Below are 23,801 nucleotides of genomic sequence, written 5' to 3'. Positions count from 1 at the left end.
GTCTCCTTTCAGGGGCGGGGATCAGGCCGTTCTGTGACGGTGATGGATGATGCGGGCGCGCAGAATGCCGCGCGTGCCGAACAGGATCGAGGCGAAATAGACGACGCCGGCCGACAGGATGATGGCTGGACCGGACGGCAGCGAGGCGTGATAGGACAAAAGCAGCCCGGCGATGCAAGAGGCAAAGCCGATCAACACGGCCAGCACGCACATCGGCTCGACGCGCACCGTCCAGAAGCGGGCGGCTGCCGCCGGCAACATCATCAGCCCGACGGAAAGCAAAGTGCCGAGCGCCTGGAAGCCGCCGACGAGATTGAGAACAACCAGACCAAGGAAGATGAAATGCACGGGGCTGCCCATCTTGCTGACCGAACGCAGAAACAACGGATCGAGGCATTCGGCGACCAGCGCCCGCCAGAAGATAGCGAGGCTGACCAACGTCACCGCGACGATGCCGCCGATCAGGATCAGCGCCTCATTGTTGAGCGCCAGCACCGTACCGAACAGCACATGCATGAGATCGACGCTGGAGCCTCGGATCGACACCATCAGCACGCCGATGGCGAGTGATATCAGGTAGAAGGCCGCCATTGAGGCATCCTCGCGCTGGATGGTGAAGCGCGAGACGGCACCGGCGCCGAGCGCCACGACGATGCCGGCGATCAGGCCACCAATGGTCATCGGCAGAATTTCGAGGCCGTAGAACAGGAAGCCGGCGGCCGCCCCGGGCAGGATGGCATGCGCCATGGCGTCACCCGACAGGCTCATGCGCCGCAGCATCAGGAAGACGCCGATAGGGCAGGCGCCGAGCGACAGCATCAGCGAGCCGAACAGCGCCCGCTGCATGAAGCCGAAATCGGCGAAGGGCGCGATGAAAAGACTGTAGAGCGTGTCCATCAGGCAGCCCTCGGGCCGGCGCCGTGATGATGGTCGTGAGCGTGGCCGTGATGATCGTGATCGTGGCCATGATCATGGGCGTGCTCGTCCGGTTCGCACCAGGGCGCGTTCTCTTCCCAGGCTTCGTGAAAACGGCGGGCGCGCAACAGGTTTTCCGGCTTCAGCGTCTCGCGCGTTTCGCCCCAGGCGATCGGCTGGCGGGCCAAAAGCAGGGTCTCGGGGAAATTCTGACGTACCAGATCGAGATCATGGACGACCACCATGATGGTGCGTTCTTCGCCATGCCAGCGCTTGATCAGGGCGATCAGGTCACCGACAGTCTTGGCATCGACGGCGTTGAACGGTTCGTCGAGCAGGATCAGGTCGGCATCCTGCAACAGCACGCGGGCAAACAGCGTGCGTTGCAGCTGGCCGCCCGACAGCGTGTCGATCGGGCGCTTCTCGAAGCCGCCAAGGCCGACCGCCATCAGCGCCTGGCTGACGGACTCGCGATCCTTGGCGGTATAGCGGCCGAGCATGCCGCGCTTCGGCCAGAGCCCCAGCGAAACAAGGTCGACAACACGCGCCGGGAAGGAGCGGTCGAGTTCCGATTGCTGGGGAAGGTAGGCGGCGCGCACGCCGGGTGCGCGAACCACCTCGCCAGCCATCGGCTTCAGGACCCCGACGATACCCTTCATCAGCGTCGATTTGCCGGACCCATTGGCACCGACCACGGCCGTCAGCGACCCCTTGCGGATCGTGCCGTCGAGATGATGGATCGCCGGGTGGCTGCTGTAGCCCAGCGTCAGGTCACGGAAGGTCAGGCAGGTCTGGGTCATGTCGTTCCGTGAAGCAGCGAAACCCGGCTGCGGGCAGGGGTCGATTGGATATGTGATGTTATTACATTAGTCAACAAGCCAATCGGGCGGAATTGCGACCGGCGGCTCAACTTGCCGTGAATCTCACCCTTGCTGGTCCAAGGGGAATTGGCGCCGGCGGCCTTGCCCGAAGCGAACCGCAACTCTAAACAGTCGCCACCCATAACAGGAAGGAATCTCCCATGAGCATTCGTCGCATCGATGTTGGCCCGCGCATGAGCCAGATCGTCATCCACGGCAACACGGTCTATCTGGCCGGCCAGGTCGGCGAACCCGGCGGCAACGTCGCCTCGCAGACCCGCGATATCCTGGCGACCATCGACGAATTGCTGGCCAAGGCCGGCACCGACAAGACCAAGATCGTTCAGGCGATCATCTGGCTGGCCGACATGGGCACCTTCGCCGAGATGAATTCGGAATGGGACAAGTGGGTGCCGCAGGGCCACACCCCGGCCCGCGCCACCGGCGAAGCCAAGCTCGCCGGCCCGGAATATCTGGTCGAGATTATCGTCACCGCGGCGATTTGAGCTTTTACCTCCCCCTTGTGGGGGTGAGGAGCCGGTTCGCGTCAGCGAATTCGGCGCGTCCGTGGCGCGTCGAAAGGCCAGCGAACGCTGGGACGCTGCCGAAGGCAGCGGGGACCCAGCCCAGCGCAACGGCCCTCCGCCATGGCTCCGGGCGTTCGGCGTTCGAAAAGCCAAATCGTTGGCTTTTCGCCAGCCTTCGGCTGGATACGCCTCACCCCTGCGACGGCGTGAACCTTGCCACCAGCGTGTGGCTTTCCGCCGGATAGACAAACCGGACATGGGTGACCGGGTGTTCCGCGCTCCAGGTGCGGCGCTCGACCACCAGGCAGGGCGCGCCCGGATCGATGTCGAGCGCGTCGGCAACAATCTCATCGGCGGCCATGGCACGGATCCGGTGTTCGGCCTCGCTCCACGGCACACGGCCGATCAGCCAGGGCCCGGCGGCGATTTCCCTGAACTCTTCATCTCCGGCTTCCGGAACCGCCGAAAGATTGATCAGGCGCTGCTCGAGGGCGAAGGGCCGCTCACCGGCAAAATGCAGGCCTTCGAGCCATAGCAATGACCCTGCGGCGGACAGCCCGAGCAGCGCTCTGTCGTCCGCGTTGCTGCGCCGCTTCAGGCGCTCCAGCCGCTCGTAACGATAGGGTAGGCCAAGTGATTCGACCTCGATCCTGATGTCGTGAAGTTCCAGCACCGCTGCCTGCGACTGCGGTTGGCGGACAAAGCTGCCTGAGCGGCGGCGGCGTTCGATCAGCCCGGCCTTGGCCAACTGCGACAGGGCCTTGTTCACCGTCATGCGCGAGCAATTGTACTCGGTCGTCAACTCGTGCTCGAACGGAATGCGATGACCGGGCGCCCAGGCACCGGACAGGATTTTTTCGCTGATGTCGGACAGGATGCGCTGGTGCAGCGAACCGCCACTGTCGGCATCAACTGTCTCGACCGTGCTCATGCCGACAGCGCCGTCATCACAGTGCGAAAGCGCTCGGCGATGGCTTCGCGCCGTGCATGCCGGCCGCCGCTGACCTGTTTTTGCCCATGCACCCAGACGCAGTCGACCTTGCTTCCATTGGCGAAAATCCAGGCGTCGAGTATTGCGTCGCCGGTCTTGCCGGCCAGCGAGGGGGTCTTGGCGTCGAGCGAGACGAGATCGGCGGCAGCGCCGGCGGCGATCTGCGAGGCGCCGGCGCCAAGCGCGACGCTGCCGCCATCGAGTGCTGCATCAAACAGCGCGCGCCCGGTCGAGCCGCCGGCCACCGCCAGCACATTGCGGGCGCGGTGGGCAAGGCGCTGGGAATATTCGAGCTGGCGCAATTCGTCGGGCAGTCCGATCAGCACGTTGGAATCGGAGCCGATTCCGAAGCGGCCGCCATGCTCGGTGAATAGCGGCGCGGCAAAAGTACCGTCGCCGAGATTGGCCTCGGTGATAGGGCAAAGGCCGGCAATGGCGCCGCTCTTCCCCATGCCGATGGTTTCGGCGTCGGTCATATGCGTGGCGTGGATCAGGCACCAGCGCTGATCGACATCGGCAGCGCCAAGCAGAAACTCGACCGGGCGCGCGCCGGACCAGGCAAGGCAGTCCTCGACTTCCTTCACCTGCTCGGCGACATGGATGTGGATCGGTCCATTCGGCGCCAAAGCGGCAATTTGGGTCAATTCCTCCGGCGTCGCCGCACGCAAACTGTGCGGTGCGACACCGACGACGGCTCGATTCAACGCACGAACCGATTCGCTAGACTTCTCAACAAGCCGGGTGAACCGATTCACATCGTTGATGAATCGGCGCTGGCCTTCGTTCGGCGCGGCACCGCCGAAGGAGGAATGCGCATAGAACACCGGCAGCAGCGTCAGGCCGATACCGGTTTCGCCAGCCGCGGCTGCGATCCGTTCGGCCATCTCGGCGAGATTGGCGTAGGGCTTTCCATTGCGGTCGTGGTGCAAATAGTGGAATTCGCCGACGCGCGAAAACCCGGCCTCCAGCATCTCGACATAGAGCTGCGCGGCAACCGCTTCGACCTGATCCGGTGTCATCGACAGAGCGAAGCGGTACATCACCTCGCGCCAGCTCCAGAAACTGTCGGCGGAAGGGCCGCGAAGCTCAGCCAATCCGGCCATGCCGCGCTGGAAGGCGTGGCTGTGCAGATTGGGTATACCGGGCACGAGAATGGCGTGGCGCTCGTCGCCGGCCTGCGGAGCTGAACCCGCTTCGACGGAGGCGATACGGCCTCCATCGAGCGCGATCCTGACATTGCCTTGCCAGCCCTCGGGCAGAAGCGCCTGTTCCGCAAAGATCACCGTCACGTCCGCCTCCAAATCTGCATGCCCGGGCGACGATACCACTTGCGCCGCGTTTCAATATGTATATACATAATCGCCATCCTTTCAAATGGAAAAGATGATGGTTGGAGCAAACGGGAAGAGCGGCTTTCGTCTGTGGCGCAATGCGCGGTTGGCGACCATGGCCGACGGCACGGCTGGCCTCGGCGTCGTCGAGAAGGGCGCAATTGCTGCCCGCGACGGGCTTATCGTCTATGTCGGCGCCGAAGTGGAGATGCCGGCTTCGGCAGGGCAGGGCGCCGAGACCATTGACTGCGAGGGCCGCTGGATCACGCCCGGCCTGATCGACTGCCACACCCATCTGGTCTATGCCGGCAACCGTGCCAGCGAATTCGAGATGCGGCTGGCTGGCGCTACCTATGAAGAAGTGGCCCGCGCTGGCGGCGGTATTGTTTCCTCGGTCAAGTCATTGCGTGCCGCCAGCGAGGATGAACTCGTTGCCCAGACGCTGCCGCGCCTCGATGCGCTGATGGCGGAAGGCGTCACGACAGTCGAGGTCAAATCGGGCTATGGCCTCGATCTCGATAACGAGAAGAAGTCGTTGCGCGCCGCCCGCCGGCTGGCGAATGAGCGCCCCGTCACCGTCCGAACGACGTGCCTCGCCGCACACGCACTGCCGCCCGAAGCCAAGGGTGACAAGGACGCTTTTATTGATTTGGTCGCCAAGCAGATTGTTCCGGAGGTTGCCGCCGAGGGACTGGCCGATGCGGTGGACGGTTTTTGCGAGGGCATCGCCTTCTCGCCGGAGCAGATGGCGCGGGTTTTCGATGCCGCCAAGGCCTTGGGCCTGCCGGTCAAGCTTCACGCCGACCAGCTGTCCAACCTGCACGGAGCAGCGCTTGCCGCCTGCTATGGCGCACTGTCGGCCGACCATCTCGAATATACGGACGAGGCGGGCGCTGCCGCGATGGCGAAGGCCGGCACGGTGGCGACGATCCTGCCAGGCGCCTATTACTTCATCCGCGAAACCAAGAAGCCGCCTGTCGACTTGTTCCGCCGCCATGGTGTGAAGATGGCGGTGGCGACCGACAGCAATCCCGGCACTTCGCCGCTCACCTCGCTGTTGCTCGCCATGAATATGGCCGCGACGCTCTTTGGGTTGACCGTCGATGAATGCCTTGCCGGGGTCACCCGCGAGGCCGCGCGAGCGCTTGGCCTTCTCGATAAGGCCGGCACGCTGGAAGCCGGAAAATCCGCCGATCTGGCGATCTGGGACATCGAGCGTCCCGCCGAACTCGTTTACCGCATGGGCTTCAACCCGCTCCATGCCCGCATCTGGAGAGGACAATGACCGAACTGACCTTGAAGCCCGGCAATGCGACGCTGGCCGACTGGCGCGCCATCTACCGTGGCGACGTGCCGAAGCTGGATGATGCCTGCCGCCCAAAGATCAAGGCGAGCGCCGAGGCTGTCGCCAGGATCGTTGCCAAGGGTGAGCCGGTTTACGGCATCAACACCGGCTTCGGCAAACTGGCCAGCGTGCGCATCCCGGCCGGCGATCTCGAAACCTTGCAGCGCAACATCGTGCTGTCGCACGCCGCCGGCGTCGGTGAGCCGATGCCGGTCGCGATTGCCCGCCTGATGATGGCGCTGAAACTTGCCAGCCTGGCGCAGGGCGCCTCCGGCGTGCGTGCCGAAACCATCGAGTTGCTGGAAGCGATGCTTGCCAACGACGTCATCCCCGTCGTGCCGGCGCAGGGCTCAGTCGGCGCTTCCGGCGATCTCGCGCCGCTGTCGCACATGACGGCGGTGATGATCGGCGTCGGCGAATGCTTCACGCCGCATGGCCGCTTCCCGGCCAAGGTCGCTTTCGTCTCGCACGGCCTGGAGCCCGTGACATTGGGCGCCAAGGAAGGCCTGGCGCTGCTCAACGGCACCCAGTTTTCCACCGCCTATGCGCTTGCCGCCTTGTTCGAGGCCGAAGTGCTCTACCAGTCGGCATTGGTTGCCGGCGCGCTGTCGACCGACGCGGCAAAGGGGTCCGACGCTCCGTTCGATCCGCGTATCCATGTGCTGAGAAAGCATCCCGGCCAGATCGAGACGGCGGACGCGCTGCGCAATCTGATGGCCGGCAGCGCTATCAGGGAATCGCACCGTATCGGCGACGAGCGCGTGCAGGATCCCTATTGCCTGCGTTGCCAGCCGCAAGTGATGGGGGCGGCACTCACCGTGCTGCGCCAGGCGGCCGACACGCTGGGCACCGAAGCCAATGGCGTCACCGACAACCCGCTGATCTTTGCAGAGGATGATACCGCGCTCTCCGGCGGCAATTTCCACGCTGAGCCTGTGGCCTTCGCCGCCGACATGATCGCGCTTGCCGTTTGCGAGATCGGCTCGCTGTCCGAACGCCGCATTGCCATGCTGGTCGATCCGGCGCTGTCGGGCATGCCCGCCTTCTTGACGCCGAAGCCCGGCCTGAACTCCGGCTTCATGATCCCGCAGGTGACGGCGGCGGCACTCGTTTCGGAAAACAAGCAGAAGGCCTATCCGGCCAGCGTCGATTCGATCCCGACCTCGGCCAATCAGGAAGACCACGTTTCGATGGCCGCGCATGGTGCGCGCCGGCTGATCGGCATGGTCGAGAATGCGACGGCTGTGATCGCCATCGAATTGCTGGCCGCCGCGCAAGGGTGCGATTTCCACCAGCCGCTGGCGTCGAGCGATGCGCTGGAGGCTGTGCGCAAGCTGGTCCGTGCCGAAGTGCCGCATCTCGACAATGACCGGCACTTTCATCCCGACATGGAGAAGGCAATCGCCATGGTGCGCAGCGGCGCGACCGTCAGGGCTGCCGGCGCGGTGGCGCTGCCCTCGATTTCAGGAGCGGCATGATGGCCGCCACACCCTGGCTCACCGTTAGCCAAGGCACAGCGCCCCTGCTGGTGTCGATCCCGCACACCGGCATCGACCTTGCCGGCCTCGAAAACCGGCTGGTCTCGCCCTGGCTCGGCCGGCGCGACTGCGACTGGTGGATCGATAACCTCTATGACTTCGCCGGCAGCCTCGGCGCCACCGTCGTCCACACCGCGATCTCGCGCACCGTCATCGACGTCAACCGCGATCCTTCGGGTGCTTCGCTCTATCCCGGCCAGGCGACGACCGGCCTGTGCCCGACGGAGACCTTCGATGGCGATCCGCTCTACCGCGAGGGCGAAGAGCCGGGACCGTCGGAGGTCGACGAGCGTCGCGAGAAATTCTTCGTGCCTTATCATACCGCCTTGCGGGCCGAGATCGCCCGGCTGCGTGGCCTGCATGACAAGATCGTCCTCTACGACTGCCACTCGATCCGTTCGGTGCTGCCGCGCCTGTTCGAAGGCACGCTGCCGGTGTTCAACCTCGGCACCAATGACGGCAAGAGCGCCGATCCGAATCTGCAGGCAATGGTCAGCCAGATCATGGCCGAAACCGGCGAAACCTTTGTCGTCAACGGTCGCTTCAAGGGCGGCTGGATCACACGCCATTTTGGCCAGCCGCAACAGGGTGTCCACGCCTTGCAGATGGAGCTCTCCAACCGCGGATACATGCGCGAGCCCGAGGAAAAGGGTGAACCGGACAATTGGCCGGTACCCTACGACGCCGGGTTTGCTGCACCGATCCGCGCCACGCTGAAGCAGATTCTCGAAACCGCCATTGACTGGGCCGGGCGCTGACGCGCGCCGCCTTACTCGAAGGGACAATGATGAACAATCCTCGCCACAACATTCGCGAAGTCCGTGCGCCGCGCGGCGACAAGCTCAACGCCCGCTATTGGACGACCGAAGCGCCGCTGCGCATGCTGATGAACAATCTCGACCCCGAGGTTGCCGAAAACCCGAACGAATTGGTCGTTTATGGCGGCATCGGCCGGGCCGCGCGCACCTGGAACGATTTCGACAGCATCGTCGCCTCGCTGAAGACGCTTGCCGAGGACGAGACACTTTTGGTGCAATCCGGCAAGCCGGTTGGCGTGTTCCGCACGCACGCCGATGCGCCGCGTGTGCTGATCGCCAACTCCAACCTCGTGCCGCACTGGGCGAATTGGGACAAGTTCAACGAGCTCGATAAGAAGGGCTTGATGATGTACGGCCAGATGACGGCCGGCTCGTGGATCTACATCGGCACGCAAGGCATCGTGCAGGGCACCTACGAGACCTTCGTCGAGGCCGGCCGCCAGCACTATGGCGGCAACCTCAAGGGCAAATGGATCCTGACCGGCGGTCTCGGCGGCATGGGCGGCGCCCAGCCGCTGGCCGCCGTCATGGCCGGCGCCTGCTGCCTTGCCATCGAATGCAACCCGGATTCGATCGATTTCCGCCTGCGCACCCGTTATGTCGACGAGAAGGCGGAGACGCTCGACGAGGCGATGGAAATGATCGAACGCTGGACCAAGGCCGGCGAAGCGAAGTCGGTCGGCCTGCTCGGCAATGCGGCCGAGATCGTGCCGGAAATGTTCAGGCGCGGCATCCGCCCCGACATGGTCACTGACCAGACCTCGGCCCACGATCCGATCAACGGCTATTTGCCGAAGGGCTGGACGATGGCCGAGTGGCGCGAGAAGCGCGTCAGCGACCCCAAGGCTGTCGAAAAGGCGGCCCGCGCTTCCATGCGCGAACACGTCGAGGCGATGGTGGCGTTCTGGAACGCCGGCGTGCCCACGCTCGACTATGGCAACAACATCCGCCAGGTCGCCAAGGACGAAGGTTTCGAGAACGCCTTTGCCTTCCCCGGCTTCGTGCCGGCCTATATCCGCCCGCTGTTCTGCCGGGGCATCGGGCCGTTCCGTTGGGCCGCGCTCTCCGGCGACCCCGAAGATATCTACAAGACCGACGCCAAGGTGCGCGAACTCACTCCCGGCAACACCCATCTGCACAACTGGCTGGACATGGCGCGTGAGCGCATTGCGTTCCAGGGCCTGCCGGCGCGCATCTGCTGGGTCGGTCTTGGCGACCGCCACCGGCTGGGTCTTGCCTTCAACGAGATGGTGGCCAAGGGTGAACTCAAGGCGCCGGTCGTCATCGGCCGCGATCACCTCGATTCCGGCTCGGTCGCCTCGCCGAACCGCGAAACGGAATCAATGAAGGACGGTTCCGACGCCGTCTCCGATTGGCCGCTGCTCAATGCGCTGCTCAACACCGCGTCGGGCGCCACCTGGGTCTCGCTGCACCATGGCGGCGGCGTCGGCATGGGTTTCTCCCAGCATGCCGGCATGGTCATCGTCGCCGACGGCACGCCGGACGCCGCTAGGCGCCTGGAGCGCGTGCTGTGGAACGATCCGGCGACCGGCGTCATGCGCCACGCCGATGCCGGCTACGACATCGCCATCGACTGCGCCAGGGAGCATCAGCTCAACCTGCCCGGTATTCTCGGGTGATAGGCTGACGTCATGCGCATCCTTCGTGCCGCCGACTACCGCGTGATGCCGTGGAAGAACGGTGGCGGCACGACGACCGAGATCGCGGTCTCGCCTGACGGCGCCGGCCTCGATGATTTCGTCTGGCGCGTCTCGATGGCACGTGTCGAGGGCAGCGGGCCGTTCTCCAGCTTTGCCGGCATCGACCGCACGCTGACGGTGCTCGAAGGCGAGGGGATCGTGCTTGATATCGCCGGCCAGCCGGCGGCCCAGTTAACGCCGGCTTCCGCGCCTTTTTTCTTTCCGGCCGACCTGCCGACCAGTGCGGCCCTGATCGCCGGCCCAATCACCGATCTCAACGTCATGACCCGCCGCGGCCGCACGCTGCATTCGGTCGAACGTCTGGCGATTTCGCGCCCTGTGGAAATCGCAACCGAGGCCGGTTCGACCCTCATCCTTTGTCACAAGGGCGAAGCTGTTTTCCCCGACGCCGGGTCAATTCGCCTCGGGCCGCTCGACACGCTGCTGCTCGGGCCGGATGCACCTATCCTGCGGGTTGAACCCGTGCGGGATACCACGTTGTTCGTGATCCGGATAACCATCGCGGCCTGACGCTTTCGCGCCAACGGTTACCGCCTGTTTCCAAACATGATCGCAATGCCGGCGAAATATAGCGTAAGCTCTTGCCGGCATCACGAAAAAGCCCGAATCCTCTCCGTCGATCGATCCTGACGGGAGCGAGGGGCGCTCGTCTTTGAGTTTGGTCGAAAGATGGACGCCCCTGTCGTGGTGCGGAAACAAACTTTCGGCATAGGGGTTGATGCAACCAATTGCATTTGAACCGGTTTTAGGGCCATTGCCGTGGCGGTAACGCCGCTGAGTGCCCGCTTACGGAATTTTCAATGAATATTCAGACGAATCCAGCCCAGATCGAGAAGACCAGCGCGAGCTTTCCGGCCATCACGGAAGAGCCGATAAGGTCGACATTCCTGCCGGACGAACGGCTCCGGCTGCTCGGCGAAAGCCTGGCAAAAGGCGATCTCGCCGACCTGTTCGGCCTGACCCCGTTCGATTTCCAGGCCCGCATCCGCGACAGTGCCAAGAAGATCCTCGAAGTCTATCGTTCGACCAATGCGGCGCAGGCCAAGGGCGAAACGATCACCCCGGCCGCCCAATGGCTGCTCGACAACAACTACCTGGTCGAGGAGACCATTTTCCAGGTCAAGCGCGATCTGCCGCGCCGCTTCTATCGCCAGTTGCCGACGCTGAAACTGCCTGATGGCGGCACCGTGCCGCGCGCGCTGGCGCTGGCCTGGACCTATGTGGCGCATTCAGACAGTTCCGTCTCCGCGACCATGTTCAAGTCCATCGTCCAGGGCTTTCAGTCGGTCGAGCCGCTGAAGATCGGTGAACTCTGGGCGCTGCCATCGCTGCTGCGCTTCGTGCTGATCGAGAATCTCCGCCGGCTGGCGGTCAGGGTCAATCGCACCCGCCAGATGCGCCAGATCGCCAACGACGTGGCCGACAAGGTTCTGGCGACCGACGACAGCGCCGACCGCCAGGCCATCCTGGCCAATTTCAGCGCCCACGCGCAGGACACCACCTTCGCCACCCAGCTTCTCTATCGTCTGCGCGATGGATCGCAGAATGCCGGCAAGGCCCTGGAATGGCTGGAAGGCGAGCTCGAAAAGACCGGCTCCGATGCCGAGGAGATCATCATCTCCGAGCATCACACGCTGTCCAGCGGCAATGTGACGACCGGCAACATCATCCGCGGCCTGCGCCTCATCAACGACGTCGACTGGACAGTATGGTTCGAGGGCGTCAGCCGCATCGACACCGTGCTGCGCGAGCGCACCGATTTCGCCGCGCTCGACTTCTTCTCGCGCGACCAATACCGCACCGCGATCGAGGAACTGGCGCGCCGCTCGAACCTCTCGGAATACCGCGTCGCCGAAAAGGCCATCGAACTGGCCGGCCAAGCCGCCAGCGAACGCGCCGCCAGCGACCATGCATCGGATCGCGACGATTCCATTCCGGCTCCGTCCGCGCATACCGATGTCGGCTTCTTCCTCGTCGGCCCGCGCCGGCTGGAGTTGGAAAAGGCGATCGGCTATCGGCCGACGATCAGCCAGATAGCCAAGCGGACCTTCGCCAAGACCGGGTGGCTCGGCATCGTCCTGCCCGTCTTCGCGCTGACAGCCCTGCTTCTTGTCCTCACCGGCAATGCGTTGGCCAATCTCGGCCTGTCGGTGGCCTCGATCGTGCTGATGCTGGCTCTGTTTGCCGTGCCGGCGAGCGAAGGCGCGCTTGCCTTCTTCAACACCGTGGTCTCGCTGTTCCTCAAGCCGACACGCCTGATCGGCTATGACTACAGGCACGGCGTGCCGCCCGAGGCGCGCACTTTGGTGGTTGTGCCTTCGCTGATCGGCTCGCGCGACGATGTCGAGGAAAACATCCGCAACATCGAAGTGCATTACCTTGCCAATCTGGTGGACGAGATCCACTTCGCGCTGCTGTCGGACTGGCCCGACAGCAAGATCGAGATCGATGCGGCCGACACCGAGATCCTCGAATATGCCCGCGCCGAGATCGCCCGTCTCAACGCCCGCTATCCTTCGGAAGGCTCGCCGCGCTTCTACATCCTGCACCGCCGCCGGCTCTTCAATGCCGCTCAAGGAGCCTGGATGGGCTGGGAGCGCAAGCGTGGCAAGCTGCACGAGCTTGACCTTCTGCTGCGTGGCGACAGCGACACCACTTTCCTGCCGCTCGAGGTGCCGCTGCCCGAAAAAGTCGTCCATGTGATGACGCTCGATGCCGATACGCGCACCACCCGCGATGCGGTGGCGACCCTTGTCGGCAAGCTCTGCCATCCGCTCAACCGCCCGCATTTCGACGCGGCCAAGCGCGTTGTCACCGCCGGCTACACGATCCTGCAGCCGCGCATCACCGCTTCGCTCACCAGCGGTGACGAAGCCTCGTTCTTCCAGCGCGTGTTCTCGGCCAATCGCGGCCTCGACCCCTATGTCTTCGCCGTCTCGGATCTTTATCAGGATGTGTTCAGCGACGGGTCCTTCACCGGCAAGGGCCTCTATCACGTCGATGCCTTCGAGGCCGCCCTGCAAGGCCGTATCGAGGAAAACACCATCCTCAGCCACGATCTGCTCGAAGGCGCGCTGGCGCGCGCGGCACTGGTCACCGACGTCGAACTGGTCGAGGACTACCCGACCCGCTACTCGGTCGACGCCTCGCGCCACCATCGCTGGGCACGCGGCGACTGGCAGTTGCTGGGCTTCATCCTCGACCCACGCTCAGGCGTTCCGGCCCTGTCGCGCTGGAAGATGGTCGACAATCTGCGCCGCTCGCTGACGCCGATCTTCTGGGTGATGGCGGCGATCGCAGGCTGGACCTTGCTGCCCTTCACGCAGGCCGCGCAATGGCAGGCCTTGCTGATCCTCAGCCTGTTCATGGCGCCGACTTTCGACGTCGTCGACGCCATCCTGCCCAAGAGCGGCGACCAGACGCCGCGTGGTCATTTCTCTGCTCTCGCTCGAGATGTCGCCTTCGGCACCGCCATGGTGGCGCTGAAGATCGTGCTGATGGCGCACAATGCCTGGATGATGGGCGATGCCATCGTGCGCACGCTCTACCGGTTGTTCGTCAGCCGCCAGAACCTCCTGGAATGGCGCACCGCCTCGCAGGCGCACAAGGCGGGCGACAATGATGTCGGCTCCTATTATGGCATGATGTACGGCGCCGTGATCATCGGCTTCGTCGGCCTCGCCATTCCGGTGCTGGCCGATTCCACTGGCGCCTTCGTCGCCTTCTTCTTCGCCCTGTTCTGGATCGGCTCACCGGCGATCGCCAGCTGGATCAGCCGCTCGGCCGAAACCGAGGATCGCCTTCGCATATCGCAGGCCGACATCCACGCGCTGCGCACCGTGGCGCGGCGCACCTGGCACTATTTCGAGAGCTTCGTCACGGCGGAGCATCACAATCTGCCGCCGGACAATTTTCAGGAAAGCCCGGCACCGGTCGTGGCACCGCGCACTTCGCCCACCAATGTCGGTGTCTACCTGCTGTCGGTCGTCTCGGCGCGCGATTTCGGCTGGATCAGCCTGTCCGATGCCATCACCCGCATCGACGCCACCATGACGACCATCGAGAGCATGCCGCGCCACCGCGGTCATCTCTTCAACTGGTACGACACCACGACGCTGAAGCCGCTCTACCCGCTCTATATCTCGGCTGTCGACAGCGGCAATCTCGCCGGCCACCTAGTGGCGGTGGCTGCTGCCTGTGCCGAATGGGCGGAAGCGCCTTCCGTTCACCTCCAGGGCGATTTCGAAGGCATTCTCGACACGGTGACCATTTTGAGCGAAAGCCTCGATGAGTTGCCTGACGATCGCCGCCAGTTGCGGCCCTTGCGCCAGCGCCTCGTTGACCGCCTGGACGGCATGCGGCGTGCCGTGGAGACGATCAAGGCGCAGCCGGAAATGGCCTCGATCCGCACCATCAACCTTGCCGTGCTGGCGGGCGAGATCCGCAAGCTGGCCACGGCCATCCACACCGAGGCAGCGTCGGCTCAGAGCGACGTCATCGTCGACTGGGCGGCAAGACTGGAAGCGACTTGCGAGGCGCACGTCCACGACGCCCACAGCGACGACAACGCCGTCGAGGCACTGCGCGCCAAGCTTCTGACCTTGCGCGAACGCACGCGTCGCTTCGCCTTCGAGATGGAATTCGCCTTCCTGATGCGGCCGGAACGCAAGCTGCTGTCGATCGGCTACCGGGTCGAGGAGCACCAGCTCGACGAAAGCTGCTACGACCTTCTCGCCTCCGAGGCGCGGCTGACCAGCCTGTTCGCCATCGCCAAGGGCGACCTGCCTACCGAGCATTGGTTCCGGCTCGGTCGCCCAATCGTCGAGATCGGCTTCCAGGGCGCGCTGATGTCCTGGTCGGGCTCGATGTTCGAGTATCTGATGCCACCGCTGGTGATGAAGGAGCCGCAAGGCTCGATCCTCAACCAGACCAGCAAGCTGATTATCAAGCGCCAGATGCAGTACGGTCGCCAGAAGAACGTGCCGTGGGGCATTTCGGAAGCGGCCTACAATGCCCGCGATCGGGAACTGACCTATCAGTACACCAATTTCGGCGTGCCCGGGCTTGGGCTGAAGCGCGGCCTCGGCCAGAACACGGTGATCGCGCCCTACGCCACCATCCTGGCGGCGCAGTTCAACCCGCGCGAAGCCGTGCAGAACCTGTCCCGGCTGCGCGAGATCGGTGCGCTTGGCCCTCATGGCTATTACGATGCTGTCGATTTCACGCCGCAGCGCGTGCCGGAAGGCACCAACCACGCGGTCGTGCTCAATTACTATGCGCACCATTCGGGCATGTCGATCGCGGCGGTCGCCGACGCGATCTTCGAGGGTCGCCTGCGCGACCGTTTCCACAGCGATCCGGTTATTGAATCGGCTGAATTGCTGCTGCAGGAAAGGGCGCCGCGCGACATCCCGACCGCCACCGTCAGGACCGAAGCCGACGAGCGAGCCAAGGACGAGACCGAGACCGAGAGCCCCGACACCCGCATCGTGCTTGATCCCTTACGGGCGTTGCGCTCGACCAATGTGATGTCGAATGGCCGTTATTCGGTGATGGTGACCGCGACCGGTTCCGGCTACAGCCGCTGGGGCGATCTGTCCGTGACCCGCTGGCAGCCGGATCCAGTCGAGGACCGTCTGGGCTCCTACATCTTCCTGCGTGACGTCAGCACCGGAGACTGGTGGTCGGCAACGGCGGGGCCCAAGCGCGCGGCCGAGGAGAAGGCGCAGACCCTGTTCTCCGACGACAAGGCGAGCTTCGTCAAATCGGTCGGCACGTTGCGCTCCGAGGTCGAATGTATCGTCGTTTCCGAAGGCAATGGCGAAGGCCGTCGCATAACGCTCTACAATGAAAGCACATCCGATCGTCACATCGAGGTGACGTCCTTCGCCGAACTGGTGCTGGGTTCGGAGGCGTCCGACAACGCCCATCCGGCCTTCTCGAAGATGTTCGTGGAGACTGAGATCGCCGCCAACAAAGGCGCGATCTTCGCCACGCGCCGCAAGCGCGAAACCAGCGAGCCTGATATCACCCTGGCGCATTTCGTCACCGATCCGTCCGGGCCGGCGCGCGATGCGGAGGCCGAGACCGACAGGCGCGCCTTCATCGGCCGTGGCCGCTCCATCGTCGATGCCGCCGCTTTCGATCCAGGCGCGAGACTAGGCGGCCATTCCGGCTTCACGCTCGATCCTATCGCCTCGTTGCGCCGCCAGGTACGCGTGCCCGCCAACAAGAAGATATCGCTGACCTTCTGGACCGTGGTCGGGGCCAATCGCGCCGAGCTGGACGAGGCCATCAATCGGCTTGACCATCAGGAGAGCTTTGCCCGCCAGGCCATGCTTGCCTGGACGCGCAGCCAGGTGCAGACCCGCCATATGGGCCTCAGCCTGACCGATGCCGCCAATGTGCAGAAACTGGCACGCTATCTGATCTATCCCGATGCGTTCCTGCGCCTGCCCGCCGAATCCATCGCGTCGGGCCTGGGCAAGCAGTCGAGCCTGTGGCCGACCAGCATTTCGGGCGATTTTCCGATCTTCCTGGTCAGGATCGGCGACGTCGCCGACCTGGAAATCGTCGCCCAGGCGCTGCGCTTCCAGGAATATATGCGTACCCGCGGCATGATGATCGACTTCGTCGTCGTCAACGAGCAGGCCTCGTCCTATGTCCAGGACCTGCAGCGGGCGGTCGAGACGCTGTGCGAAAACAGCCGTCTGCGCGGCAAGGAACTCGGGCCACGACAGCATATTTTCGCGGTGCGCCGCGACCTGATGGAAGAGACCACCTACAAGACGCTGCTCGCCGTCGCCCGGGTGGTGCTGCACACGCGCAACGGGACCATCTTCGATCAGATAGAGCGGGCCGAGGCGGCTGCCTTGCAGGCGCGCGACGCCATTGTGCCGGCCGGGTTGCCGACGCTGCGAGAGATTTCGACGCCAGCGGCGCATGCATTTGCCTCGCAGGCCGTGGCGGATGTCAGCGCCGACGGCACTGGCCTCAACCAATGGAACGGCTTTGGTGGTTTCGACGGCGACGGACGGCACTATGTGGTGCGCCTGGCTGGCCGGCGCAGCACGCCGCAGCCCTGGATCAACGTCGTCTCCAATGCCTCGTTCGGCTTCCACACCTCGGCCGAGGGTGCCGCCTTCACCTGGAGCCGCAACAGCCGCGACTACCAGTTGACGCCGTGGTCGAACGATCCGGTCTCGAACCGGCCGGGCGAGGGCATTTATATCTACGATCAGGCCAGCGGCAGGGCGTTCTCGCCGCTCGCGGCGATGGTGCGCGATCCCTCGATGACCTACGAGGCCTGGCACGGGCAGGGCTTCTCGACGTTCCGCTCGAAGCGCGGGCCGTTGTCGATGGACCTGACCCATGTCGTGGACCCCATTGATCCGGTGAAGATCACGCGGCTGCGCATCCAGAATTCCGGCTCGGTGCCGGCGCGGCTGCGCGTCTATGCTTACGCCGAATGGGTGCTTGGCGGGCACCGGTCACGCACCGCGGCGACCATCGTTCCGTCCCGCGACAGCGCGACCGGCGCGTTGCTGGCGCAAAACCCTTACGGGCTTGATTTCAGCGAGCGCGTGGCCTTCCTCGCCGCTGATGCCGCTGCTCATTCGGTGACGGCAGATCGTTCCGAGTTCCTCGGCCGGCACGGGTCCAGCGAGCTGCCGCAGGCGGTGCTGAGCGGCGCGGCGCTGTCGGGTCGCGTCGAGGCCGGAGACGATCCTTGCGCGGCGATCGCCCGCGACATCGAGATCCCGGCCGGCGGCGACGTCACGCTGCTCTGGCTGCTCGGCGATGCCGATTCCGCGGCGCAGGCGAGCGCGCTGGTGCAAAAGCACCGGAGCAAGGATTTCGACCAGCGCCTGGCCGACAACGAGCGGGAGTGGCGCGGCTTCCTCGATACCATCCAGGTCGAGACGCCGGACAAGGGGCTCGACGCCATGGTCAATCACTGGCTGCCCTATCAAAGCCTTGCCTGCCGCATCCGCGCCCGCTCGGCCTTCTATCAGGCAAGCGGCGCCTTCGGCTTCCGCGACCAGTTGCAGGACACGCTGGCGCTGCTGGCGCATGATCCGACGCTGGCGCGCGACCAGATCCTCAACGCCGCGCGGCGGCAGTTCCCGGAGGGCGATGTGCAGCATTGGTGGCTGCCACGCACCGGAGCCGGCGTGCGCACGATGATTTCCGACGACGTGGTCTGGCTGGCCCATGCGACGGCGCGCTACCTGACGGTGACCGGCGACGCCGCGATCCTGAAGGAGCAGCTGCCTTTCATCGATGGACAGGCGCTGGGCGAGGGCGAGCACGATGCCTTCTTCACTCCGGAAATCTCGAAGAAGACGGTATCACTCTACGATCATTGCGCGCGCGCGCTCGACCTCGCCGTCAAGCGCAGCAGCCCTGCCGGCCTGCCGCTGATCCTTGGCGGCGACTGGAACGACGGCATGAACCGTGTCGGCGAACACGGCAAGGGCGAGAGCGTGTGGCTGGGCTGGTTCCTGCTGAAGACGCTCGGCGACTTCGCCACCGTCGCCAAGGCCGAGGGCGACAGCAAGCGCGCGCAGGCCTGGGCAAAGCATGCCGATGCGCTGAAGCGGGCGCTTGAAAGCACGGCATGGGACGGCGAATGGTACCGGCGCGGCAGTTTCGATGACGGCACGCCCTTGGGCTCACGCACGTCCGAAGAGTGCAGGATCGACTCCATCGCCCAGTCCTGGAGTGTGCTTTCGGGTGAGGGTGACCCGGCGCGGTCGACGACGGCGATGCGGCAGGCAACCAGCCTGCTCGTGGACGACAAGCTCAAGATCGTCAAACTGTTCACGCCGCCTTTTTCTAAGACGCAGAAGGATCCTGGCTACATCAAGAGCTATCCGCCGGGGGTGCGCGAGAATGGCGGCCAGTACACCCACGCTGCGACGTGGTTCGTCATCGCGCTCGCCGAGATGGGACAGACCGACGAAGCCTATCGCTGCTTCTCGATGCTGAACCCGGTCAACCACGCAATCGACGAGGCCTCGGCCGAACACTATCGCGTCGAACCCTATGTGGTGGCGGCCGATATCTATGCCGGAGAGGACAAGGGCGGGCGTGGCGGCTGGACCTGGTACACCGGCTCGGCGGGCTGGCTCTACCGGGCGGCGGTCGAGGGCATCCTCGGCATCGAACGGCGCGGAAAGCAGATCACGTTCCGGCCGAAACTGCCCAGCCATTGGGATGGCTACCACGCCACGCTCAAGATGCTTGGCGCCGAGATCAAGGTTCATGTCATTCGCGACAAAAAGACCAAGACGATCTCGCTTGAAGTCGACGGTTCGAAAACAAAGTCCGCTTCATTCGAACCCAAAGCCGGCAGTAAGACCGAGATCGTGGTCAAGATACCAGCGTAAAGTCAATAGCTTAGGTTAGTTATTCGCGCGTCCTTCGGGACGCGCGACGCTGCGTCTCGTTACTTGCACGCGGTCCGCGAATGCGCCCGCAAGATGCCTTCCGATTAAGCCCCGCAATACCGTCGTGATTAAAAATGTGGCAGTGCTCGGCTGCTGCCATGATTTTGCCGCAAGGCTGGCATTTCACCTTTTATCTCAAACCGTTAGGTGATCACGTCAGATTTCGCATCGTCGTCATGTTTTGTTCGCTAAATGGGAACGGAAGCGATAGACGGGCATTGTTTTGCGACGCATCAACCGTTACGTGTCATGGAATGGTGCAGTGCACAATACTGGTATTGGGCACAATAGAGAGTTGGCGGAGTAGCTGAAGTGTCACTTCTGCAGATCTATTGGAGAGCGCTGGGCTATCTGGCCGCCGACAAGAAGCGCGTGGCGCTGATTTGTTCGGCCAACGTCGCCCTTGCCGCCATCGCAATTCTTGAGCCGATCATGTTTGGCCGGGTCATCGATGCGATTTCCGCGCACGGCTCGGTGTTCTCCACGCTTGCCGTATGGGCTGGCCTGGGCGCCTTCAATGTGATCGCTTTCGTCCTGGTGGCGCGCGGCGCCGACCGGTTTGCCCACGCCCGGCGTAGCGAAGTGCTGTGCGAGTCGTTCGAACGCGTCATTACCATGCCGCTCGCCTGGCATCATCAGCGTGGCACTTCCAACGCGCTGCACACGTTGTTGCGGGCTGTTGAGACGCTGTTCAGCCTGTGGCTCGAATTCATGCGCCAGCATCTGTCCACCGCCGTTGCGCTCGTACTGCTGGTGCCTACGGCGCTAAGCATGGATGTGCGCATGTCGATGGTGCTGCTCGGGCTGGGCGTACTCTATGTCTGCATCGGCCGGCTGGTCATGAAGCGCACCAAGGCAGGCCAGGCCGCCGTCGAGCGTCACTACCACAAGGTGTTCGCGCATGTGACGGACTCGGTGAGCAACGTCGCCGTTCTGCAGAGCTACAACCGTCTGGGCCATGAGGCTGAGACGCTGCGCGGCTATGTCAAGAACCTGCTCGACGCGCAAAATCCCGTGCTCGACTGGTGGGCCATCGCCAATGCGCTCAATCGCCTGTCGTCAACGATCTCGATGATGGTGGTGCTTCTGATCGGCGCCTATCTGGTCACGCATGGCCAGTTGCGCGTCGGCGATGTGATCGCCTTCACCGGCTTCGCCACGCTGCTGATCTCGCGGCTCGACCAGATGTCGGCTTTCGCCAACCAGATTTCCGAGGCCCGCGCCAAGCTTGAGGATTTCTACAAGCTCGAGGACTCGGCCGCCGATGCCGCGGAGCCGGATGGCTTGCGCGACCTCACCAATGTCACCGGCCATGTCCGTTTCGAGGATGTCAGCTTCGAATTCGCCAATTCGGGGCAAGGCGTCAGCGACGTGTCCTTCGAGGTTCAGGCCGGCCAGACGGTTGCCATCGTCGGACCGACGGGTGCCGGCAAGACCACGCTGATCAATCTGCTGCAGCGCGTCTTCTCGCCGTCCAGCGGCCGTATCCTGATCGACGGCATCGATACCCGCACCGTGACCCGCAAGTCGCTGCGCCATTCGATCGCCACCGTGTTCCAGGACGCCGGGCTTCTCAACCGCTCGATCGAGGACAACATTCGTGTTGGCCGCGCCGATGCGAGCAATGATGAGATCCATGCCGCCGCCGTCGCGGCTGCCGCGCAGGACTTCATCCTGGACAAGAGCAATGGCTACGACACGGTGGTCGGCGAGCGTGGCGGCCAGTTGTCGGGTGGTGAGCGCCAGCGCATCGCCATTGCCCGTGCCGTGCTGAAGGATGCTCCGATCCTGGTGCTCGACGAGGCGACCAGCGCGCTCGACGTCGAGACCGAGGATCGCGTCAAGGAAGCGATCGACGAACTGCGGCGCGACCGCACCACCTTTATCATCGCGCACCGCCTGACTACCGTTCGCGACGCCGACCTTGTCGTGTTCATGGACAAGGGCAGGGTGGTCGAAATGGGCGGCTTCGCTGAACTGTCGCTGCGCAACGGCCGCTTCGCCAGCCTGCTGCGCGCCGGCGGCCTGCTCAACGACGAAGAAGTCCGCCGTCTCAGCCGCTCCGTGCAGGGCGAAGCCGCGTAAGCATCATCTTTTACCTCCCCATTGTGGGGAGGTCGGACCAGAGGTCCGGGTGGGGGCAGCGCGCGCCGCCGCCCCTTTGCTTCGCAGCGACCCTCCCACGAGGGGCAGGGGTAACCCAGCCTGCGACACCACCGCTCGATTGCCCCAATCGCGCCGGCGGTCTATGTAAAGTCGCATGAGCGACACGACTTCACGCCTGAGCGGCTGGATGGACCTTGCCAACCCGACGCGCTTCGTCGCGCTGGTCGACAAGGTCGTGCCGTGGCTGGCGGCGATCGCCGCACTCATCCTTGCCATCGGCCTCTATATGAGCTTCGCCGCGCCCGAGGATTTCCAGCAAGGCATCACCGTGCGCATCATGTACATCCACGTGCCTTTCGCCTGGCTTGCCATGATGTGCTACACGCTGATGGCGGTTTCCGCCCTCGGCACGCTGGTCTGGCGCCATCCGCTGGCCGATGTCGCGCTGAAATCGGCGGCACCCATCGGCGCGGTCTTCACGGCACTTGCGCTGATCACCGGTTCGATCTGGGGCAAGCCGATGTGGGGCACCTGGTGGGTGTGGGATGCGCGCCTGACCTCGGTCTTCGTGCTGTTCCTGATGTATCTCGGCATCATCGCACTGACCCGCGCGCTCGACGATGCCAGTCGCGCAGCCTGGGCCGCTGCCATCATCACGCTGGTCGGGTTCATCAACATCCCGATCATCAAGTTCTCCGTCGACTGGTGGAACACGCTGCACCAGCCGGCCTCGGTATTCCGGCTCGGCGGGCCGACCATCGATCCCAGCCTGCTGTGGCCGCTGCTGGTCATGGCAGTCGGCTTCACGGTGCTGTTCTTCGCGTTGCACTTGATGGCAATGCGCACGGAGATACGGCGCCGCAGGGTCATCGCCATGCGCAGGGTCGCGGCACGACAGGCGGAACGGCAACCGGCTTAGTTCACCCGTTACCCGCCGAAAGTGCTCACGCCATCAGCCCGCGTGCCGCCACAGGCAGCGTTTCCAGCACTTTCTCGCCGTCGATCAGGTTGACCTGGTTGAACAGATTGGTGACGACACAGCAATGATCGGGCACCACGCGCACGCGATCGCCGATGCGCAGTTTCGCGTCACCGGAAAGCGTGACGGTGCCATGCTCTTCGCTAAGCCCGGTCACCCTTGCGTCGGCAGCGCCGAGCAACTCGCCAAAATCCTTTAGCCCGAGCGTGTCACTGGACAGCGCCTTGCTGCCCGCATCGAGTATGGCACGCGTCGGCGTCGGGTGGCTGACCACGGTCGACAGCACCGTCAGCGCGCAATCGTCCAAGGTACCGACACCTTTGGCGACCTGATAGCGGTCGAGATAGATGTAGGTGCCGGGCCGATATTCGGTGACGACAGATGTATCGCTGGAGCGCCACATGTCCGGCGTGCCGCCGCTGGAGATGCGTTCGCAGGCGAGACCCGAAGCGGTCAGCGCCTGCCTGGCGTCGGCGAGCCAAGCTTCGGCCTCCGCGGCGCGGCCCGCCGCAGGATAGGTCATCAGCCCGCCAAAGGTGAGGCCGCCGGCCTTGTCGATCACCCTTGCCAGTGCAACCGCCTCATCGGCCGTCTGCACGCCGCAGCGGCCCATGCCGGTGTCGCATTCGACCAGCACCGGGAGGCGATGGCCGGCATCGGTGAAAGTGGCGGCCAGTCCTTCCAGCGTTTCCATGCTGTCCGCCGTGACCGACAGGGTGACGCGACCGTGCAGCGCCTTCAGCCGCTCCAGCTTGGCGCGGCCGAGGATGTTGTAGGGAAGAAAGATGTCGGACAGCCCGGCATCGGCCATGACCTCGGCCTCGCCGATCTTCTGGCAAGTGATGCCGACAGCACCCGCCGCCACCTGCTTCTTCGCCCAGTAAGGAAGCTTGTGCGTCTTGATGTGCGGCCTGAGCTTCAGCCCGTTTCTGTCGGCATGGGCCTGTGCGCGGGCAATGTTGGCTTCGGCGCGCGCGGCGTCGATCAGGATCGACGGCGTGTCGAGGTCGTGGATGGTCGGCATAGTCTATCACTCTGTGAGAATTCGCAGGGGTTATGAGCCTGAAAGCGGGTGATGTCACGCGGCCAGCGGACCGGATCGATGGGCCATCCGCGCTTGGCGCAGCGGGCGTGCAGGCGCGAGATGGATCGACACCGCATCGGCGTTCGGCTATGCGATTTGCAATGCATGTCGCCCAAAAGTGCCCAGCGGTTTTG

At 64.2% G+C, this 23,801-nt stretch carries 14 protein-coding genes; 9 read left to right on the top strand and 5 right to left on the bottom strand.

The window, feature by feature from the left end; translation table 11 throughout:
- Window positions 1-21: 21 nt before the first annotated feature.
- Entirely contained in the window at window positions 22-897 is an 876-nt protein-coding gene (aztB, locus tag EB231_RS23925) for a zinc ABC transporter permease AztB (RefSeq protein WP_172350988.1), read from the bottom strand.
- Complete coding sequence (gene aztA, locus EB231_RS23920; RefSeq protein ID WP_172350987.1) at window positions 897-1,715, bottom strand: zinc ABC transporter ATP-binding protein AztA; 819 nt, start codon at window positions 1,713-1,715, stop codon at window positions 897-899. Before aztA ends, aztB begins: the two co-directional genes overlap by 1 nt.
- Before the next feature lie 221 nt (window positions 1,716-1,936).
- Here aztA and EB231_RS23915 point away from each other — a divergent pair, with 221 nt between their 5' ends.
- The gene (locus tag EB231_RS23915; protein WP_172350986.1) at window positions 1,937-2,281 is read left to right on the top strand and encodes a RidA family protein; all 345 of its coding nucleotides are present in this window, start codon (window positions 1,937-1,939) and stop codon (window positions 2,279-2,281) included.
- Window positions 2,282-2,492: 211 nt separating this feature from the next.
- On the opposite strand, the gene hutC is transcribed toward EB231_RS23915, so the two are convergent.
- Window positions 2,493-3,233 carry a histidine utilization repressor gene (gene hutC / locus EB231_RS23910; RefSeq protein ID WP_172350985.1) on the bottom strand — a complete coding sequence of 247 codons (741 nt, stop codon included), beginning with the start codon at window positions 3,231-3,233 and terminating at the stop codon, window positions 2,493-2,495.
- The gene (locus tag EB231_RS23905; RefSeq protein WP_172350984.1) at window positions 3,230-4,582 is read right to left on the bottom strand and encodes a formimidoylglutamate deiminase; all 1,353 of its coding nucleotides are present in this window, start codon (window positions 4,580-4,582) and stop codon (window positions 3,230-3,232) included. The genes hutC and EB231_RS23905 overlap by 4 nt, the downstream gene beginning before the upstream one ends.
- 97 nt (window positions 4,583-4,679) lie before the next feature.
- Between EB231_RS23905 and hutI the strand changes: the two genes are divergently transcribed.
- The 8 genes from hutI (at window position 4,680) to EB231_RS23865 (ending at window position 22,523) form a co-directional block, all read left to right on the top strand.
- Window positions 4,680-5,909, top strand: a complete 1,230-nt coding sequence (hutI, locus tag EB231_RS23900) for an imidazolonepropionase (protein ID WP_172350983.1) — start codon at window positions 4,680-4,682, stop codon at window positions 5,907-5,909.
- The gene (gene hutH / locus EB231_RS23895) at window positions 5,906-7,447 is read left to right on the top strand and encodes a histidine ammonia-lyase (RefSeq protein ID WP_172350982.1); all 1,542 of its coding nucleotides are present in this window, start codon (window positions 5,906-5,908) and stop codon (window positions 7,445-7,447) included. The genes hutI and hutH overlap by 4 nt, the downstream gene beginning before the upstream one ends.
- A complete protein-coding gene (gene hutG / locus EB231_RS23890; RefSeq protein ID WP_172350981.1) occupies window positions 7,447-8,265 on the top strand; it encodes an N-formylglutamate deformylase in 819 nt (272 codons plus the stop codon). The genes hutH and hutG overlap by 1 nt, the downstream gene beginning before the upstream one ends.
- A 29-nt stretch (window positions 8,266-8,294) precedes the next feature.
- Window positions 8,295-9,965 (top strand): urocanate hydratase, encoded by a 1,671-nt coding sequence (gene hutU, locus EB231_RS23885; protein ID WP_172350980.1) that lies wholly within the window; start codon window positions 8,295-8,297, stop codon window positions 9,963-9,965.
- Window positions 9,966-9,977: 12 nt separating this feature from the next.
- Entirely contained in the window at window positions 9,978-10,556 is a 579-nt protein-coding gene (locus tag EB231_RS23880; protein WP_172350979.1) for a HutD/Ves family protein, read from the top strand.
- 290 nt (window positions 10,557-10,846) lie between these two features.
- Window positions 10,847-19,438, top strand: a complete 8,592-nt coding sequence (locus EB231_RS23875; protein WP_172350978.1) for a GH36-type glycosyl hydrolase domain-containing protein — start codon at window positions 10,847-10,849, stop codon at window positions 19,436-19,438.
- Window positions 19,439-19,810: 372 nt separating this feature from the next.
- On the top strand, window positions 19,811-21,583 hold the full coding sequence (locus EB231_RS23870; protein WP_172350977.1) for a glucan ABC transporter ATP-binding protein/ permease: 1,773 nt from the start codon (window positions 19,811-19,813) through the stop codon (window positions 21,581-21,583).
- A gap of 175 nt (window positions 21,584-21,758) precedes the next feature.
- Window positions 21,759-22,523 (top strand): heme ABC transporter permease, encoded by a 765-nt coding sequence (locus tag EB231_RS23865; RefSeq protein ID WP_172350976.1) that lies wholly within the window; start codon window positions 21,759-21,761, stop codon window positions 22,521-22,523.
- A gap of 25 nt (window positions 22,524-22,548) precedes the next feature.
- Here the strand turns inward: EB231_RS23865 and EB231_RS23860 are convergent, their stop codons facing one another.
- The gene (locus EB231_RS23860) at window positions 22,549-23,607 is read right to left on the bottom strand and encodes a D-TA family PLP-dependent enzyme (RefSeq protein ID WP_172350975.1); all 1,059 of its coding nucleotides are present in this window, start codon (window positions 23,605-23,607) and stop codon (window positions 22,549-22,551) included.
- Window positions 23,608-23,801: the final 194 nt, after the last annotated feature.

It is taken from the genome of Mesorhizobium sp. NZP2298, assembly GCF_013170825.1.
In the GTDB taxonomy this organism is placed as follows: domain Bacteria; phylum Pseudomonadota; class Alphaproteobacteria; order Rhizobiales; family Rhizobiaceae; genus Mesorhizobium.
The sequence above is the reverse complement of the archived record's forward strand: the minus strand, read 5'-3'. Positions and strand labels throughout refer to the sequence as shown.

Bases quoted from the DNA above. Each gene is read 5' to 3' on its own strand.
- aztB (WP_172350988.1), bottom strand. From the start codon at position 897: ATGGACACGCTCTACAGTCTTTTCATCGCGCCCTTCGCCGATTTCGGC.
- aztA (WP_172350987.1), bottom strand. From the start codon at position 1,715: ATGACCCAGACCTGCCTGACCTTCCGTGACCTGACGCTGGGCTACAGC.
- EB231_RS23915 (WP_172350986.1), top strand. From the start codon at position 1,937: ATGAGCATTCGTCGCATCGATGTTGGCCCGCGCATGAGCCAGATCGTC.
- hutC (WP_172350985.1), bottom strand. From the start codon at position 3,233: ATGAGCACGGTCGAGACAGTTGATGCCGACAGTGGCGGTTCGCTGCAC.
- hutI (WP_172350983.1), top strand. From the start codon at position 4,680: ATGGTTGGAGCAAACGGGAAGAGCGGCTTTCGTCTGTGGCGCAATGCG.
- hutH (WP_172350982.1), top strand. From the start codon at position 5,906: ATGACCGAACTGACCTTGAAGCCCGGCAATGCGACGCTGGCCGACTGG.
- hutG (WP_172350981.1), top strand. From the start codon at position 7,447: ATGGCCGCCACACCCTGGCTCACCGTTAGCCAAGGCACAGCGCCCCTG.
- hutU (WP_172350980.1), top strand. From the start codon at position 8,295: ATGAACAATCCTCGCCACAACATTCGCGAAGTCCGTGCGCCGCGCGGC.
- EB231_RS23880 (WP_172350979.1), top strand. From the start codon at position 9,978: ATGCGCATCCTTCGTGCCGCCGACTACCGCGTGATGCCGTGGAAGAAC.
- EB231_RS23875 (WP_172350978.1), top strand. From the start codon at position 10,847: ATGAATATTCAGACGAATCCAGCCCAGATCGAGAAGACCAGCGCGAGC.
- EB231_RS23865 (WP_172350976.1), top strand. From the start codon at position 21,759: ATGAGCGACACGACTTCACGCCTGAGCGGCTGGATGGACCTTGCCAAC.
- EB231_RS23860 (WP_172350975.1), bottom strand. From the start codon at position 23,607: ATGCCGACCATCCACGACCTCGACACGCCGTCGATCCTGATCGACGCC.